Annotated in this window: 16 protein-coding genes and 1 tRNA gene; all 17 read left to right on the top strand. The window is 44.8% G+C overall.

The window, feature by feature from the left end:
- The first annotated feature begins 4 nt into the window (after positions 1 to 4).
- The 17 genes from fdx (at position 5) to LIN78_RS06485 (ending at position 15,106) form a co-directional block, all read left to right on the top strand.
- Complete coding sequence (gene fdx, locus LIN78_RS06565) at positions 5 to 343, top strand: ISC system 2Fe-2S type ferredoxin (RefSeq protein WP_227179753.1); 339 nt, start codon at positions 5 to 7, stop codon at positions 341 to 343.
- A 1-nt stretch (position 344) separates the two neighbouring features.
- Entirely contained in the window at positions 345 to 539 is a 195-nt protein-coding gene (gene iscX / locus LIN78_RS06560; protein WP_227179751.1) for a Fe-S cluster assembly protein IscX, read from the top strand.
- Positions 540 to 645: 106 nt separating this feature from the next.
- Positions 646 to 3,072, top strand: coding sequence for a PAS domain-containing sensor histidine kinase (locus tag LIN78_RS06555; protein ID WP_227179748.1), 2,427 nt, complete (start codon positions 646 to 648; stop codon positions 3,070 to 3,072).
- Positions 3,069 to 3,701, top strand: coding sequence for a response regulator transcription factor (locus tag LIN78_RS06550; protein ID WP_227179746.1), 633 nt, complete (start codon positions 3,069 to 3,071; stop codon positions 3,699 to 3,701). Before LIN78_RS06555 ends, LIN78_RS06550 begins: the two co-directional genes overlap by 4 nt.
- 136 nt (positions 3,702 to 3,837) lie before the next feature.
- Positions 3,838 to 4,935 (top strand): ABC transporter ATP-binding protein, encoded by a 1,098-nt coding sequence (locus LIN78_RS06545; RefSeq protein ID WP_227179744.1) that lies wholly within the window; start codon positions 3,838 to 3,840, stop codon positions 4,933 to 4,935.
- A gap of 66 nt (positions 4,936 to 5,001) precedes the next feature.
- Positions 5,002 to 6,039, top strand: coding sequence for an ABC transporter substrate-binding protein (locus tag LIN78_RS06540; RefSeq protein WP_227179742.1), 1,038 nt, complete (start codon positions 5,002 to 5,004; stop codon positions 6,037 to 6,039).
- A gap of 74 nt (positions 6,040 to 6,113) precedes the next feature.
- Positions 6,114 to 7,151 (top strand): ABC transporter substrate-binding protein, encoded by a 1,038-nt coding sequence (locus tag LIN78_RS06535; protein ID WP_227179740.1) that lies wholly within the window; start codon positions 6,114 to 6,116, stop codon positions 7,149 to 7,151.
- A 24-nt stretch (positions 7,152 to 7,175) separates the two neighbouring features.
- A complete protein-coding gene (locus LIN78_RS06530; protein ID WP_227179737.1) occupies positions 7,176 to 8,438 on the top strand; it encodes an ABC transporter permease in 1,263 nt (420 codons plus the stop codon).
- Positions 8,439 to 8,452: 14 nt separating this feature from the next.
- Positions 8,453 to 9,274: an ABC transporter permease gene (locus tag LIN78_RS06525; RefSeq protein WP_227179735.1), complete on the top strand. Its 822-nt coding sequence runs from the start codon at positions 8,453 to 8,455 to the stop codon at positions 9,272 to 9,274.
- Positions 9,275 to 9,470: 196 nt separating this feature from the next.
- A complete protein-coding gene (gene ychF, locus LIN78_RS06520) occupies positions 9,471 to 10,562 on the top strand; it encodes a redox-regulated ATPase YchF (RefSeq protein WP_227179732.1) in 1,092 nt (363 codons plus the stop codon).
- Positions 10,563 to 10,576: 14 nt separating this feature from the next.
- Positions 10,577 to 11,116 (top strand): CNP1-like family protein, encoded by a 540-nt coding sequence (locus LIN78_RS06515; protein ID WP_227179730.1) that lies wholly within the window; start codon positions 10,577 to 10,579, stop codon positions 11,114 to 11,116.
- A gap of 105 nt (positions 11,117 to 11,221) precedes the next feature.
- A complete protein-coding gene (gene petA / locus LIN78_RS06510; RefSeq protein WP_227179727.1) occupies positions 11,222 to 11,812 on the top strand; it encodes a ubiquinol-cytochrome c reductase iron-sulfur subunit in 591 nt (196 codons plus the stop codon).
- Positions 11,813 to 11,817: 5 nt separating this feature from the next.
- The gene (locus LIN78_RS06505) at positions 11,818 to 13,065 is read left to right on the top strand and encodes a cytochrome b (RefSeq protein WP_227179725.1); all 1,248 of its coding nucleotides are present in this window, start codon (positions 11,818 to 11,820) and stop codon (positions 13,063 to 13,065) included.
- Between the two features lie 15 nt (positions 13,066 to 13,080).
- The gene (locus LIN78_RS06500) at positions 13,081 to 13,860 is read left to right on the top strand and encodes a cytochrome c1 (protein ID WP_227179723.1); all 780 of its coding nucleotides are present in this window, start codon (positions 13,081 to 13,083) and stop codon (positions 13,858 to 13,860) included.
- 146 nt (positions 13,861 to 14,006) lie between these two features.
- On the top strand, positions 14,007 to 14,603 hold the full coding sequence (locus tag LIN78_RS06495; RefSeq protein ID WP_227179721.1) for a glutathione S-transferase N-terminal domain-containing protein: 597 nt from the start codon (positions 14,007 to 14,009) through the stop codon (positions 14,601 to 14,603).
- Between the two features lie 12 nt (positions 14,604 to 14,615).
- On the top strand, positions 14,616 to 15,011 hold the full coding sequence (locus tag LIN78_RS06490; RefSeq protein WP_227179719.1) for a ClpXP protease specificity-enhancing factor: 396 nt from the start codon (positions 14,616 to 14,618) through the stop codon (positions 15,009 to 15,011).
- 19 nt (positions 15,012 to 15,030) lie between these two features.
- Positions 15,031 to 15,106: transfer RNA gene (locus LIN78_RS06485), tRNA-Thr, on the top strand.
- The last annotated feature ends 177 nt before the right edge of the window (positions 15,107 to 15,283 follow it).

Raw genomic sequence — 15,283 nt, 5'->3', positions numbered from 1 at the left:
TGAAATGACAAAAATAGTAATTTTGCCGCATGATGAAATCTGCCCAAATGGTGCTGAAGTGGAGGCAACGCCTGGTCAGAGTATTTGTGATGCATTGCTCGAGCACGATATTGATATTGATCATGCTTGCGGACAAGTCTGTGCCTGTACGACTTGCCATGTCATTATTCGTGAGGGATTCGCAAGTTTGAACGATACAAGCGAAGACGAAGATGATATGTTGGATCGTGCATGGGGATTAACCGCGCAGTCGCGTCTTGGTTGCCAAGCAAAAGTGGCAAATACACCATTAGTGGTAGAAATTCCAAAATATAGCCTTAACCACGCTAAAGAGGGTCATTGAAATGAAGTGGACAGATTCAAGAGAGATTGCTATCGAATTGTCTGAGGCTCATCCAGACATTGATCCGAAAACTGTTCGTTTTACAGACCTAATGAAATGGGTGATGGAACTACCTGGTTTTGAAGATGATGAAAGCCATTGTGGTGAGAAAATCTTAGAAGCTATCCAATTAAACTGGATGGATGAAGTCGAATAAACCAAGGTGTGAATGGTAAATTCGACACAATCGATTTAAAAAGCCCTGAATGATCAGGGCTTTTTTGTTGCGAGCTTGATTTACGTTAGGTGTTTCTTCGGCATTCATGGCAAAATTCTGTCCTGACATGCTCGCATCTTTTAAAAAGTTTATTTTCTTTCGCGTCTTCTTTTCACTTTGCCTGATCGGGTTGCAATTTCCTGTTTCAGCTGCGCAGGTGAGTTGGAGTAGTGCGGAAATGGCGTGGTTTAAATCTCATCCGGTTATTCGGGTGGGTTTATCCACTAATGAGCCATTTACACAAATTGATCCTAGAACCGGTACTGTTGTCGGTTATATCCCCCCTTTTTTAGTGCAACTCCAAAAGCAGATGGGGGTTCGACTTCAACCCATCTGGTATGCAAGTTCAACTGAGTTAGATGAGGCTTTCCGGCTACGGCAAATAGATATTGTTGTGCCGAAGGTGCAAACGCCTGAAGCATTGAAAAATGCAATTTTTTCCGATCCTTTTTTAAGGTTATCAAATAAGCTCCTTGTTAGAAATGATTACCGAGGGGAAGCGGTTTTAGAAGAGTTGTACGATGTTCGCTTGTCTGTCGTCGCTAATTCGCCGGTGGCCGGTTTTTTAAATCGAAACTATCCGATTCTTCCCCAGCAAGCTTATCTCTCTGAAAGTGAAGCCGCGTTAGCCGTTGTGCAGGGCAAGGCTGATATGGTGGTGCTTGATCAGGCAAAAAGTACCTGGTTAATTCGGCAAACGGCCTATGCAAGACTAAGAATAATAGGCGAGAGTGGTTATAACTCGCTCTTTAGAATTGCCGTTCGCTCAGATTGGCCATTGTTGGCGCATATTCTGGATAAAGCGATTGCCTCTGTTCCAGACAATGAAATGCGATCGCTCTACAATCGCTGGATGTTGCCGCCTCAGCCGCAGTTGCTGGATAGTCGCTGGTTCTGGGGCGCGGTCTCTGCTGCCCTATTAATGTTGGCCATCTGGATGGGCTGGTTAACACATGTGAATCGCCGATTAAGAAAGCAAACGCAAGATCAATTAATCCAATTGGAACATGAGTTGTGGGAGCGTCAACAAATGACCTCTCAACTATCTCAAACGCAGTTCACAGTAGATCATTCGACCGTTGGAGTATTTCAAGTTAATTGGGATGGTCGAATTCAGTATGCTAACCAAGCTGCGGCCAAACTTATTGAATATACCTCGCTAGAGTTAGTCCGATTAAGACTTCAACAAGTCATGCCGCAATTTACGGTGGATAGCTGGTTGGACTTTTGGCACGACCTACGCTCACGCCAATCGGCAACATTTGAAGGGGTGTTGGAAAAAAGAAATGGTGGACGGGTAGCCGTTGAAGTGACCGCGAGTTATTTGGCATGGGCAGAAAGCGAATATATTGTTTGCTTCATGACTGACATTACAGAGCGATTGCGGATTGAAAAGGCATTAAGGCAAAGTGAAGCCCGATTTAAAGGGATTGCATCGAATGTTCCTGGTGTGGTTTTTCAGTTGGAAAGATCCTTGATTAGTGAAGAGGTTAACTTAACCTACCTCTCTGATGGCAGTAGCTTATTGCTTGGTTATGCTCCTGCGGAAATTCTAAATAAAGATTTAGAGTTTTCATTGCTTATCCACGATGAAGATCGAACTTCATTTGAGCGAAGTTGGCGTATGGCGCGAGATCGCCTGGCCGATTGGCATTGGCAGGGCAGAATTATTCGTCGAGACCAGACCGTTTTCTGGGTGGACTTGAAAGCCGAAATTCGTCGTCTCGAATCCGGCACGGTTGTGTGGGACGGTATCTTATGGGATATCACCAATAATAAACAAAATGAACTATCCCTTTTGGCTACTGGCGAGCGATTAAGAGAATTGTCAGTTCACTTAGAAAGTGTGCGTGAGGAAGAGAAGGCGAAAATTGCACGCGAAGTACACGATGAACTAGGGCAAGTGCTAACCGCTTTAAAGCTAGAAACCTCGCTTTGTGAACTGTCATTTGCAGCGAATCATCCAGCGCTTCAAGAGCGCTTAACTGGGATGAAAAAGTTAATCGACCAAACGATTAAGATGGTGAGGGATGTTGCTTCTGCCTTACGCCCCCCAGTGCTGGATTTAGGGTTGGCGGCTGCTTTAGATTGGTATGCAAGGCGTTTTGAAGCAAGGTTTGGATTGCCCGTTGCCGTGACTATTGCAGACGATGTGCCATTTTTAGACGAGATGGAATCGACTGCATTATTTCGAGTAGTGCAAGAAGCACTAACGAATGTTGCAAGGCATGCAGATGCAGGAAGTGTTAGGATTGACCTCGTCATGCGTGATGAGGTGTTAATTCTTACCATTGCAGATGATGGCAAAGGTTTTGATATTCACCAATCAAAAGAAGAGCGATCTTTTGGATTGATTGGCATACGAGAACGTATTGAAATGATTGGCGGAGAATTCACTATTGATTCTCGTCTGTACCACGGAACTGTTTTGCTTATTCAAGTTCCAATGAAAGAGAAAGTACGCACATCATGATTAAAGTCATTGTGGCAGATGATCATAAAATTGTACGAGAAGGTTTAAAGCAATTGATTAGCCTTGCTCCCGATTTAACGGTTGTCGGTGAAGCGACAAATGGCCAAGAGGTGATGGAGCGTGTGAAGCAGTTGGCGGCGGATGTCTTATTGTTAGATATCTCGATGCCGGATTGTAACGGGGTAGAGTTGATCCCCAAAGTGAAGGCTTTGCCTACGCCGCCTTCTATTTTGATGCTTTCCATGCACAATGAAGCGCAAATTGCCGCACGGGCATTAAAGAATGGCGCATCTGGCTATACAACGAAAGATAGTGACCCAGCATTGTTGGTGGCGGCAATTCGTAAGGTGGCGGCTGGTGGAAGATATATTGAGCCAGATCTTGCCGATCGCTTGGTATTTGAGGTTGGTTTATCAGGGGATCGTCCTGCGCATGCATCGTTATCTGAACGAGAATTGCAGGTGTTTGAACGGTTGGTTAAAGGCGCGCATCTAAATGATATCGCAGAGCAACTGGTCATTAGTGCTAAAACAGTCAGCACACATAAGGTACGATTAATGCAAAAATTAGGCGTGACTTCTAATGCCGAATTGGTGCGTTATGCACTGCAGAATCAATTATTCAAGTAAGTAAATCCCTTGTCCCTGTAGGGAAAATCCTACAGGTACGTCAGCTATATTCTTAGGTAAAAATCCGTGCTGGATGATATTGCAAATCCAGTAATCAGCGCATCATACGATCCATTATCAACCGGATGGATCAATCATGTCCGATACTTCAAAAGACATCCTTGTCAGTTTTCGCAATGTTCAGAAAAGTTACGATGGCGAAAGCTTAATCGTAAAAAGCTTAAATCTGGATATTCGCCGCGGTGAGTTTTTGACTCTGTTAGGCCCATCTGGTTCCGGTAAAACCACCAGTTTGATGATGCTTGCAGGTTTTGAAACACCAACTGCTGGTGAAATTCGTTTAGGTGAAAAGACACTGAACAATGTGCCGCCTCACAAACGTAACATCGGTATGGTTTTCCAGAACTATGCGCTGTTCCCTCATTTAACTGTTGGCGAAAACTTAGCCTTCCCATTGAAGGTTCGTAAGCTAGACGCAGCGACAGTCGATGAAAAAGTTAAAAAAGCATTAGCAATGGTTCAGTTGGAAAAGTTTGCTAATCGCTACCCAGCGCAAATGTCTGGTGGTCAGCAGCAGCGTGTAGCGCTAGCTCGCGCACTAGTGTTTGAGCCTCAATTGGTCCTGATGGACGAGCCATTGGGCGCGCTAGACAAGCAATTGCGTGAACACATGCAGATGGAAATCAAACACATTCACGAAAAGTTGGGTGTAACTGTTGTGTACGTTACCCATGATCAAAGTGAAGCGTTGACAATGTCTGACCGTGTAGCTGTGTTTAACAACGGTGATATCCAACAGATTGATGGTCCACGTGCTCTGTACGAAGCACCTACCAGTTCATTTGTTGCAAACTTTATTGGCGAAAACAACCGTTTAAGCGGTGTGTTGCAAAGCGTCGATGGATCAAGCTGCCAAGTACGCCTGACCCATGGCGAAGTCGTTCACGCCAATAAGATCAATGTCGGTGATGTTGGTCAGCCAGTCTCTATTTCTATTCGTCCAGAACGCATTATGTTCAACGCAGATAGCGAAACATGTGCAAACCGTTTTAATGGACGTATCTGCGAATTTATCTATCTTGGTGATCATGTTCGTATTCGCATGGAAGTGTGCGGAGAGCCTGATTTCATCGTCAAGATGCCGATTGCTCAGCTAGATGACAATCTGAAAGTCGGTGACATAGTTCCTATCGGTTGGTCTGTAGAGCACGCAAGAGCACTAGACCCACTGTAATTGGATGGTTTCTGAAGTAGTTGTTTTTTTTGCAAACGCAACCCTTTTAGAGCGAGGAGCGAGTAAATGAGTAAAGTAAGTATCAAGCCAGTGGTAATTGCTGCCACATTAGCAATGGTTGCAATGTCAGCTTCTGCAAAAGATCTGACCGTGATTTCTTTCGGTGGTGCAAACAAAACTGCTCAAGAGAAAGCATACTACGGCCCAATCAAGGCAAAAGGCATCAATGTTGTAGCTTCTGAGTACAACGGCGAAATGGCTAAAATCAAAGCCATGGTCGATACAAAAAGCGTGTCTTGGGATGTGGTTGAAGTTGAATCTCCAGAACTAGCACGTGGTTGTGATGAAGGTCTATTCGAAAAACTAGACTACTCAAAAATCGGTAACAAAGCAGACTTCGTACCAGGTGCTGTTCAGCAATGTGGAGTAGGTGTGTTTGTTTGGTCGACTGCTTTGGCATACAACGCAGACAAGCTAAAAGCTGCTCCTACTTCATGGAAAGACTTCTGGGATGTGAAAAAGTACCCAGGTAAACGCGGTCTTCGTAAAGGTGCTAAGTACACCCTTGAAATCGCTTTGATGGCTGATGGCGTTGCACCAAAAGACGTATACAAAGTATTGGCTACACCAAAAGGTGTGGATCGTGCATTCAAAAAGCTTGACCAATTAAAAGCGAACATCCAATGGTGGGAAGCTGGTGCTCAGCCTCCACAATTCTTGGCTTCAGGCGACGTAGTAATGAGCTCTGCTTATAACGGCCGTATTTCTGCTGCAGCTAAAGAAGGTAAAAACCTGAAAGTGGTTTGGGCAGGCAGCTTGTACGACTTCGACTACTGGGCAATTCCAAAAGGTACACCTAACAAAGAAGATGCATTGAAATTCATCGGATTTGCGAGCCAACCAGCTAACCAGAAGACTTACTCTGAAAACATCTCTTACGGTCCTTCTAACAAGAAAGCCGTGGCTTTGTTAGCACCAGCAGTTGCTGCTGATTTGCCAACCTCTCCTAAGAACATCAAAAACGCAGTTGGCGTTGATACCGTGTTCTGGGCAGATTATGGCGAGTCTTTAGAGCAACGCTTTAACGCATGGGCTTCTAAATAAGCTTCCCCTCTGATTGCGATTGCAATCCCGCCCTCCTAAGGGAGGGCGGTTTTTTCTCTGGAAGGGTTTTCTAAATGAGTTTTCGGCAAGCAGTTTCAACAAGTGGTTTTATTCTAAGCTCCATCTTACTTAATGCTGCGGTTGCAGAACCATTGTCGATTGTTTCGTTTGGCGGCCCTAACCAGCAGGCTCAGATTAAAGCTTTTTATACCCCGTTTCAGGCAGCTACCAAAATTAAGGTAGATGCAATTAGTTATAACGGTGATTACAGCCAAATTGAACAGGCGCACGAAACCGGGAGTCCTCGCTGGGATTTAGTAGAGGTAGAGTCTCCTGAGCTTTTACGTGGTTGTGAAGCGGGTGTCTTTGAAAAAATTAGTTGGACAAAGCTAGGAAACGCTACTCAGTTTGTTCCTGGTGCTGTTAGCCGCTGTGGAGCCGCTATTTTTGTCTGGTCTACTGTGCTTGCCGTCAAAAATGGCGCGAATACGCCGAAAGACTGGGCTCAGTTCTGGGATGTGAAAAAGTTTCCAGGTAAGCGTGGTATGCGTAAAGGGGCGAAATATAACCTTGAATTTGCCTTGCTTGCCGATGGCGTAAAGCCAAATCAAATTTATGAAGTGCTCTCTACGGCTGATGGCGTGGACCGGGCCTTTAGAAAACTACAGCAACTAAAACCAAATATTGTTTGGTGGGAAGCTGGCGATCAGCCGCAACAATGGTTGCAGGCAGGTCAAGTAAGTGCATCAACTGCATATAGCGGACGCGTTGCGTTAGCAAAGCAAAAGGGTGTGCCTATCCAAGCCGTTTGGCATGACTCTATTTACGATTTCGACAGCTGGGCAATTGTCAAAGGTAGTCCAAATCGTGAAGCTGCGCTGAAGTTCTTGGAATCGGCACTAAAGCCTGAGCGCCAAGCGGTATTTGCAGAAGCAATGAGTTATGGTCCAACGCTTTATGATGCCATTCCGAAAGTGAAAAGTAAGTTTCAGGCGGATTTGCCCACTTCGCCTGCCAACATGGTTCAGGGCATTTCACTCGATGTAGTGTTCTGGGCTCTTTACGGCGATAAGCTGGAAAAGCGTTTTAGCAGCTGGGTTGCTGCGAAGTAAATTTCAAAACGCATTGGAGATTCAATGATGACAACGAATGCTGCGCAAAACGCACCCATTCTTACCGTAGACGGCGTACCTTTAAAAACTCAGCTGCATCGTGCTGAGCGTTTAAACCGTTTTAAGTCACTGGCACTGATTGCACCGCTAGCAATCTTTTTAGTGCTCGTTTTTGTCATGCCACTCGTGGCCATGCTTAAAAAGAGTGTAGACAATCCTGAAGTACATGATGCTTTGCCAAAGACATCGGCAGCAATTTCTGCTTGGGATGGCAAGGGGTTACCTGCTGAAAATGTCTATGCGTCATTGATTGCAGATCTTCAAATTGCTTACGATAACCAAACCATGGGTGATCTAGGCAAGCGTCTAAATACTGAATTACCTGGCTATCGCAGTTTGGTAAACAAAACGGCTCGTGCATTACCGCTAGATCCTAAGCCAGCTTCTGTGAAAGCGGCATTGCTAGAGCTAGATGAGCGTTGGGGCGATCCGTCTTACTGGCAAGTAATTCGTCGTAATGCCTCGCCTTACACCTCTTACTATCTGTTAGCGTCTCTTGATCATAAAGTTGATGAGCAAGGACAGATTGTAAAAGCAGAGCCAGAACAAGCGATTTACCTAGATGTATTTGCTCGTACCTTGTGGATGAGCTTTGTGGTAACGATTTTGTGTCTAGTATTCTCATATCCAGTGGCGTACTTATTGGCAACGCTACCAACACGCAAATCTAACTTGTTGATGATTTGCGTACTGTTACCATTCTGGACATCTGTACTAGTGCGTGTTGCCGCTTGGATCGTGTTGCTACAGTCTGGCGGTCTGATCAACTCATTCCTAATCTCTTTGGGTATTATTGATCAACCACTTCAGTTGGTATTTAACCGTGTGGGTGTATACATCTCCATGGTACATATCTTAATGCCATTCATGATTCTGCCTATTTACAGTGTCATGAAAGGAATTTCGCCAACGTACTTACGTGCAGCGATCTCATTGGGAAGTCATCCATTCTCAGCTTTCTGGAAAGTTTATTTTCCTCAAACCGTCGCAGGTGTTGCGGCAGGTGGTTTGCTAGTGTTCATCATGTCGATTGGTTACTACATTACGCCAGCGTTGTTAGGTAGCCCGAATGATCAAATGGTGAGTTACTTTGTTGCGTTCTATACCAATACAACCATTAACTGGGGTATGGCGACAGCGCTAGGTGGCTTGTTATTCGGTGCAACGCTGATTCTATATATTGTGTATAGCTGGTTGGTTGGTGCTAACCGTCTACGTCTGGGCTAAGAAAGGAAATCAACATGTTACAGCCTTATGCAACCCCGATTGAACGGATTTGGTACTGGGGATTCCGTGTTCTTTGTACACTAGTTGTTTTATTTTTAATACTACCAATCTTGGTGATTGTTCCATTATCTTTTAATGGTGGTTCATTCCTTGTGTATCCGCTGCAAGGTGTGTCATTACGTTGGTATGCCGAGTTTTTTAACTCGGCCGAATGGATGCGCTCTCTAAAAAATAGTTTGATCATTGCACCAGCGGCAACGTTTGTTGCCATGGTATTGGGAACAATGGCATCTGTCGGTTTGACTCGTGCAGAGTTCCGCGGTAAGTCACTATTAATGAGTATCCTGATTTCACCAATGGTAGTGCCGGTAGTGATTGTGGGTGTGGCAACTTATTTGTTCTTTGCTCCACTAGGTATGTCTAATAGCTACCTATCACTGATTTTGGTTCATGCTGCTCTAGGTGTTCCATTTGTGATTATTACGGTAACTGCAACCTTGCAAAGTTTTAATCGAAACTTGACGAGAGCTGCGGCAAGCCTAGGTGCAGATCCCTTAACTACCTTCTTTAAGGTGACATTGCCGCTAATTGCACCGGGGGTGATTTCTGGCGCGCTATTTGCCTTTGCTACCTCGTTTGATGAAGTGGTGGTGACGTTATTCTTGGCCGGACCACAACAAGTAACGCTACCACGCCAAATGTTTGGCGGTATCCGCGAGAACATTAGCCCAGCGATTGCTGCCGTAGCGACGATCTTGATCGCTTTCTCAGTGGTGATGCTGTTAACGCTAGAGTGGTTGCGTGGGCGCAGTGAAAAAATGAGAACGTCAGCGTAATTAGCAGGTTTTTCTCATCTAATTGATTGCGTAAAAAACTAAAAATGGCGAGAGTTCTCGCCATTTTTTTTTGGGGTTCCTAATCTCGGCAGTGTACAATCTCGCTATTTGAAAAATCTCCGCCCCACAATGGGTGATGATGAACTGTCAGATAGCAAGTTTAGAAAACTAATCTGATCTCAGTATAGGTTTAATTATGAGTCTGAAATGCGGTATTGTTGGCCTGCCAAACGTAGGTAAATCCACTCTTTTTAATGCGTTAACGAAAGCGGGCATCGAAGCGGCTAACTACCCGTTCTGTACCATCGAGCCAAACGTTGGCGTGGTTGAAGTTCCTGATCCTCGTCTAGATCAATTATCTGCCATCATTAATCCACAACGCGTTGTGCCTGCAATTGTTGAGTTTGTGGATATTGCAGGTCTTGTTGCTGGTGCAAGTAAAGGTGAAGGATTGGGTAACCAGTTTCTTGCCAATATTCGTGAGACCGATGCAATCGTCAACGTGGTGCGCTGTTTCGAGGACGACAACATTGTTCACGTTGCAGGTAAGGTTGATCCCATCTCTGATATTGAAGTTATTCTAACGGAGCTAGCACTAGCAGATTTGACTGCTGTGGAGCGTACGATCCACCGCGATGCCAAAAAAGCAAAGTCAGGTGACAAAGATGCGCAAAAGTTAGTCGCAATCCTTGAAAAACTACTGCCGCATTTAAATGAAGGTAAACCAGCGCGTTCGGCCGGTCTATCTGATGAAGAAAAATTACTCATCAAACCGCTATGCCTGTTAACGATTAAACCAGCGATGTACGTTGCAAACGTGGCTGAAGATGGTTTCAAAAATAACCCGCTACTAGACCGTGTGGCTGAGCTTGCTAAGTCAGAAGGTGCACCAGTGGTTGCTGTTTGTGCCGCCATTGAGGCAGACATTGCCGAGCTAGAGGATGCCGATAAAGCCGACTTCTTGGCGGAGCTAGGTCTAGAAGAGCCTGGTTTAAATCGCTTGATCCGTGCAGCGTACCAGTTGCTTGGGCTACAAACCTATTTCACTGCTGGTGTAAAAGAAGTTAGAGCCTGGACGATTCGAATTGGCGATACCGCACCACAAGCGGCTGGTGTGATTCATACCGATTTCGAGCGTGGCTTTATCCGTGCGCAAACCATTAGTTTTAATGACTTTATCACTTTCAAAGGTGAGCAAGGCGCTAAAGAAGCCGGAAAAATGCGTGCAGAAGGCAAAGAATATATCGTTAATGATGGTGACGTAATGAACTTCTTGTTCAACGTCTAATGAAGGAGTTGTGCATGCGGTTGGCTTGGAAACGTTGGATCTTTTCATTATTGGCGGCATGCACCATCTTGTCTTTGCATGCTGAAGATGAGGCTGATTTAGAGCAACCAGATGACGTCCCTTGGGAAGAAGTGAAAAGTACATTGCCTGCGTATCCAGAGGCAGGTGAGTGGCTTCCTTTTTTTGTGACCTCAGCGACTACCAATACTTTTTACATTGATGCAAAAAGTTTGGAGGGGACAAAAGATGGCGTGATGCATTACACGCTAAAAGTTGTCAGCGAAAATGGAGCGGTAAACGTTACTCGGGAAGGTATGCGCTGTTCTACTCGAGAACAAAAATTGTATGCGATTGGTGATGATCGCAGTAAAACATGGCGAGAACCAAGAAATAATCAGTGGGTGTTTTTTAAGAAGTGGGCCATCAACAGACAGTTGAATGTTTTGTATGATGACTTTTTCTGCCCAGGCCGAATTATCGTTTATAACGTAAACGATGCGATTCGTGCATTACGTTCAGGGGTGCCTGTTTCAGGAAAAAGCAGCAGAGATTGATTAACTTTGTGACAAATTGTCGCAAAAATGGTCGACAGAGGTTTAATAAGGCCTCTGCTTTGCGTTAGAATAGAAAAGTTTTAGATCATGGCGGGATAACGAGCGATGAGCAATCAAGTAGTTGATAGTGGAAAACGCCGGTTCCTACTCACCGCATCAGGTGTGCTGGGTGGAGCTGCGGTAGCTGGGGTTGCGACCCCTTTTGTGGCCAGTTGGTTCCCTAGTGCACGAGCAAAAGCTGCTGGTGCACCTGTGGAAGTAGATATCAGTAAGATCGAACCGGGTCAATTGCTGGTAGTTGAATGGCGTGGTAAACCTGTATGGGTGCTTAATCGCACACCAGAAATGTTGGCAGCACTGCCTACATTGGATGCAAAGTTGACAGATCCAAAGTCTGAGCAACCTCAGCAGCCAGATTATGCAAAGAATGAGCTTCGCTCTGTTAAACCAGAGATCTTCGTTGCATTAGGTGTCTGTACGCACTTGGGCTGTTCACCAACCTTGCGTAAAGAAATCGGCCCAGCTGATTTAGGCGCAGATTGGCAGGGCGGTTTCTTGTGTCCATGTCACGGCTCTCGCTTTGACTTGGCTGGTCGAGTGTTCTCAGGTTCTCCTGCACCAATCAACCTTGAAATTCCACCATACAAGCTATCTGGCTCTACCTTGCTAGTTGGCGATGACGGTAAGGGAGCTTAATTTAAATGTCGAACAATAACAAAGCTGAAGCGTTGTTAGGCTGGGTGAACGCACGTTTCCCGCTAACAAAAATGTGGGAAGAGCAGTGGGGTAAATACGCTGCGCCTAAAAACTTCAACTTCTGGTATTACTTTGGTTCATTGGCTGCATTGGTGCTGGTTATTCAGATCGTAACCGGTATCTTCTTGACCATGAACTACAAGCCAGATGCGCAAACTGCATTCTATGCAGTGGAATACATCATGCGTGACGTGCCGGGCGGATGGATTATTCGCTATATGCACTCAACTGGCGCATCGATGTTCTTTGTTGTGGTTTATTTGCATATGTTCCGTGGTCTTTTGTATGGTTCATACAAAGCACCGCGCGAATTAATCTGGATCTTCGGTGTGATGATCTTCTTGGCGTTGATGGGTGAGGCTTTCATGGGCTACCTATTGCCATGGGGACAGATGTCATTCTGGGGCGCTCAGGTGATTGTTAACTTGTTCGGTTCTGTGCCATTCATTGGTCCTGACCTAGCAATCTGGATTCGTGGTGATTACGTTGTTTCTGACGTTACCTTGAACCGTTTCTTTGCGCTTCACGTAATTGCATTGCCGCTTGTGTTGATCGGCTTAGTTGCTGCTCACTTAATGGCGCTTCACGAAGTGGGTTCTAACAACCCAGATGGCGTTGAAGTGAAGAAACAACCTAAAGATCCAAAAACTGGTTTGTATCTAGATGCAATCTACAGCCACCCTTACTACACCATCAAAGATATTTATGGCGTTGTGGTGTTCTTGGTTGTGTTCTCTGCGATTGTGTTCTTCTTCCCTACAGGCGGTGGATACTTCCTGGAAGACAACAACTTCTTCCCTGCAGACCCATTGAAGACACCTCCACATATTGCTCCAGTTTGGTATTTCACCCCATTCTATGCAATCTTGCGCGCAGTGCCTCCATTGTTTGGTTCTCAATTCCCTGGCGTTGCTCTAATGGGCTTGGCGGTTGTGTCTTTTGCGCTGCTTCCATGGCTAGATCGTAGTCCAGTGAAGTCAATTCGCTACCGTGGTGCGATTTGGAAAATTGCCTTGGCATTGTTTGTGGTTGCATTCTGTGGCTTAGGCTACTTGGGTGTATTGCCATCAACTCCAGAGCGTACTGTATTGGCTCGTATCTATAGCGTGATCTACTTTGCCTTCTTCTACCTAATGCCTTTCTATACCAAGATTGACAAGGTGAAGCCAGTGCCAAGTCGTGTGACTATGTAAGGGATGGAATCAGTCATGAAATTCAAGTCGATAACTAAAAAACTGCTTGCGATTGCTTGCCTGACACCACTATTTGCAATGGCAAATGAAGGTGGTCCTGCGCTAGACAAGTTCGAAGTTAATACGCGTGACAACGTATCGTTGCAACGTGGTGCACAGACATTTGTTAACTACTGTTTGTCTTGCCACTCTGCACAAGCAATGCGTTTTAACGGTCTAAATGAGATTGGTATTCCTGATCAGCAAATCAAAGATAATATGTTGTTTGCTGGCGAGAAAGTAACTGATCAAATGAAAGTGGCAATGAACCCAAAGGACGGTAAAGGTTTCTTTGGTGCAACGCCACCAGATTTATCTGTTATTGCTCGTGCGCGTGGTGCTGATTGGTTGTACACCTACTTGCGTAGTTTCTACCGCGACTCTTCTCGTCCTACGGGCTGGAACAACGTCGTGTTCGATAAGGTAGGTATGCCACATGTGTTGTGGGAACTACAAGGCGAGCAGCACGCAGTCTTTAAGGCTGAAAAAAATGCTGAAGGCCAAACAGTGCAAGTGCTAGAAAAGCTAGAGCTAGTAAAACCTGGCTTATTGACTAGTATTGGCAAAGATGGCAAAGCAAACACAGCAGACTATGATCAGAAAGTCGGTGATCTAGTAAACTACCTTGTATGGATGGGCGAGCCTCATCGCAATCTGCGTGAGCAGATGGGCTATGCGATCCTGTTCTTCTTGGGTGTGTTGCTATTGCCATTCGTATACTTCTTAAAACGTGACTACTGGAAAGAAGTTCACTGATATTTAAGTTGAATGTGAAAAAGAAAAAAGCCGGTAAAACCGGCTTTTTTCTGTTTGAAAACAATGGCTTGTGAATTTGTTCTGGATATTGCCTATCGCTTTTTGGTAAAATGTTTTTTTAGTTCTTTTCCGAAAGCTATCTCATTATGATGACTTTATATTCTGGAACCACATGTCCATTTAGCCACCGCTGCCGTATCGTTTTATTTGAAAAAGGCATGGACTTTCAGATTAATGATGTGGATATCCATAATAAGCCAGAAGATCTAGCAGTGATGAACCCATACAACCAAGTACCAGTCTTGGTTGAGCGCGATTTGATCTTGCATGAGTCTAATATCATTAATGAGTATATTGATGAGCGTTTCCCTCATCCTCAATTAATGCCTGCTGATCCAATCATGCGCGCACGTGCACGTTTGTTCTTGTATCGTTTTGAGAAAGAATTATTCGTCCATGTTGAAGCTTTAGAGAAGGGCGAGGGCGATGCGGAGAAATCGAAAGCATCTATTCGTGACGGACTTTCTTTGTTAGCGCCTATCTTCACTAAACAGAAATTTATGTTAGGTGAAGAGTTCTCGATGCTAGACGTTGCAATTGCTCCACTACTATGGCGTTTAGAGCATTATGGTATTGAGTTGCCAAAATCTGCTGCGCCAGTGCTGAAGTATGCCGAGCGTTTGTTTAGCCGTCAGGCATTTATTGACTCGCTAACTGCATCTGAAAAAGCGATGAGAAAATAATTAGGATTGAAGATGCTATCAACTACTCCATACTTTATTCGTGCTTTGCATGAGTGGTGTTGCGACCAAGGCGAAACGCCGCATATTGTTGTTGCAGTCTCTGCTCAGACTCGTGTTCCTATGCAGTTTGTCAAAGAGGGTGAGATTGTTCTCAATATTGGCGCTAGTGCCGTTCAACGTCTAATGATGGATAACGATAGCATCTCTTTCTCGGCTCGCTTTGGTGGTGTGGCGCAAGAGTTGTATATTCCTGTTGCAAGAATTAAAGCGATCTATTCTAGAGAGTCTGGTACGGGCATGATGTTTGAGGTGGATGACACCGATGACACACCAAATGCAGATTTTGAAGAAAATAATAAAAAAGATGAAAAAAGTACTTTACAACCAGGCCTTAGATTAGTAAAATAGCGTTCTAGTTTGATTTGAGGCCGGTTTAGCTCAGCAGGTAGAGCAGCGCTCTTGTAAAGCGAAGGTCAGTGGTTCGATTCCTCTAACCGGCACCAACAAACTATAAAAAATGCTCAGACAATTTGTCTGGGCTTTTTTTTTATCTTTATATCGTCATTCGGCTCTTTTTGTCATATCTAATGATGAAATGTCTTTCTTTCAACGTACTCTCATTCTTCTCTAGTCAGTAGATTGCGAAAACGAAAAGAGGGATGGTGCTTCAATGCTTTATT

Origin of the sequence: Leeia speluncae (genome assembly GCF_020564625.1) — a bacterium.
In the GTDB taxonomy this organism is placed as follows: Bacteria; Pseudomonadota; Gammaproteobacteria; order Burkholderiales; family Leeiaceae; genus Leeia; species Leeia speluncae.
This window is presented reverse-complemented; position numbering and strand designations above follow the sequence as displayed.